Source organism: Planctomycetota bacterium (assembly GCA_026387035.1).
GTDB lineage: Bacteria > Planctomycetota > Phycisphaerae > FEN-1346 > FEN-1346 > JAPLMM01.
The window spans coordinates 1-1,890 of the sequence record JAPLMM010000098.1; the positions used below are offsets into that span (position 1 = coordinate 1).

A 1,890-nucleotide genomic window follows, 5' to 3' on the forward strand; every position below is an offset into this window, starting at 1 on the left:
GAACTCCTCGACTGGCTCCGCGCGCAAGGCGTCCGGACGGCCGTCCTCACGCGCAACAGCCGCCGAAGCGTCAATCGCGCCTGCCGACGGCACGGCTTGGCGTTCGACGCCGTCGTCGCCCGCGAGGACCACTTGCCGAAACCAAGCCCCGACGGCGCCCGGCACCTGATGACGACGCTCGGCGCGGGGCCGGAAGAAACGGTCGTGGTCGGCGACTTCCGTTTCGACATGGAGGCGGGCGCGGCCGCCGGCTGCCGGACGATCGCCCTGGTCTCGGACCCTCGCCCGGCGTGGGCGTTCGAGGCCACCTGGATCGCCGACGACCTTGCCGAGGTCCGCCGAATCCTTTCCGAGCCTCACGGGGAGACGTAACCGCTGCGCTCGCCGCTTGCTCCCCCTGCCCTCGCCTCTTATAATCGTCCGAACGTCGCTGCAAAAGGAGTTGCCGTGGCCTGTCTGCCTCTGGCCAACATCTTCGCTCGAAAGACACGCACAACGATCAGCGTCCTGGCGGTCGGGGTGGGGGTGGCCCTTTTCCTCGTACTCATCGGCCTGACGAGCATGCTCCGCGAGATCGCCGACCGCACCACGAACGTCAGCGCCCATCTGATGGTCTGGCCGGCGTCCGACCAGGTGGTGCTGAGCGGCGGGCTGCCCGCCGACAAGGTCCAGACCGACCTGGAAACGATTCCCGGCGTCGCGCGGGCGGTGGCGGTCCTGCGGTGGCCGCTCAAAATGGCCGGACGCGTGCAGAACGTGTACGGCATCCGGCCGCGGGACTGGGACCTCTTCGCCGGGCCGGACCGCATGGTCGAAGGCCGCGCCCTCGAAGGCGGTGACGAGATGGTCATCGACACGCGCCTGGCCCGCGCGGGGCCCTATCGCCTGGGCCAGACGGTCCAGCGCTGGGGCCGGTCGTACACAATCGTCGGCATCGCACGCGAAGGCGTCGCGGGGCGCGTCTTCATGCCCATCCAGACCGTCAGCCAGGCCATGAGCCAGGACGTCCTCAGGGCCTCGTTCTTCTATGTGCGTCTCGCGCGGCCGGAGGACGTCCGGCCGGTGCGCGAGGCGATCGAGGCGCGCGGCCTGCGGGTCATCACCTTCGACGAGTACTACGACGTCCTCGCCTCCAGTTTCGTGGACATGGACCTCGTCATCGCGGCCGTTGTCTTCGTCGCCGGGTTCGTCTGTTTCCTCGTCATCCTCCTGACGGTGTACACGATGGTGGTCGAGCGGACGCGCGAGATCGGCGTCCTGAAGGCCATGGGCGCGTCGCGCGCGCAGGTCTTCAGCCTCGTCATGGCCGAGGCGGGGCTCATCTGCGCCGCGGGCATCGTCGCCGGGTTCCTCCTGACCTGGGGGAGCCGCGCCCTCATCCTGAACCTTCAGCCGCTGTGGACAGTGGACATTCCGGCGGTCCGTTTCGCCTATGCGGCCGCGCTCGCCGCCGGCGGGACGGCCCTCGGGGCCCTCCATCCGGCGCGGCGGGCCGCCCGGCAGGACCCCGTCGAGAGCCTGCGCTATGAATAGGGCGACGGGCGAATAGCCCCCGAGTTGAGGCGTCCAAGGGAGCGACATGGAAACGATCCTCGAAGCCAGGGGACTGACGAAGGTGTACCGCACGGACGCGGCGCCGACGGCGGCGCTGCGCGGCGTGGACCTCGCGGTTCGCCGCGGCGAATTCGTGTCGGTGATGGGGCCGAGCGGCTGTGGCAAGAGCACGCTTCTCCATCTTCTGGGCCTTCTGGCCACGCCCACCGAGGGAACGGTCGTCCTCGACGGCACAGACACGGGCGCGATCTCGGACGGCCGGCGGACGCGCCTGCGGCGCCGGCACATCGGATTCGTCTTTCAGCGATTCAACCTCCTCGCCGCGCTCTCGGCGGA

At 69.7% G+C, this 1,890-nt stretch carries 3 protein-coding genes; all 3 read left to right on the forward strand.

Annotated features, from left to right (window positions below; translation table 11 throughout):
* On the forward strand, positions 1-372 hold a 372-nt coding region (locus NTX40_03535; protein MCX5648157.1), incomplete at its 5' end, for an HAD family hydrolase.
* 75 nt (positions 373-447) lie between these two features.
* Positions 448-1,533, forward strand: coding sequence for an ABC transporter permease (locus tag NTX40_03540; GenBank protein MCX5648158.1), 1,086 nt, complete (start codon positions 448-450; stop codon positions 1,531-1,533).
* 46 nt (positions 1,534-1,579) lie between these two features.
* The coding region (locus NTX40_03545) for an ATP-binding cassette domain-containing protein (GenBank protein ID MCX5648159.1) at positions 1,580-1,890 on the forward strand (311 nt) is incomplete at its 3' end.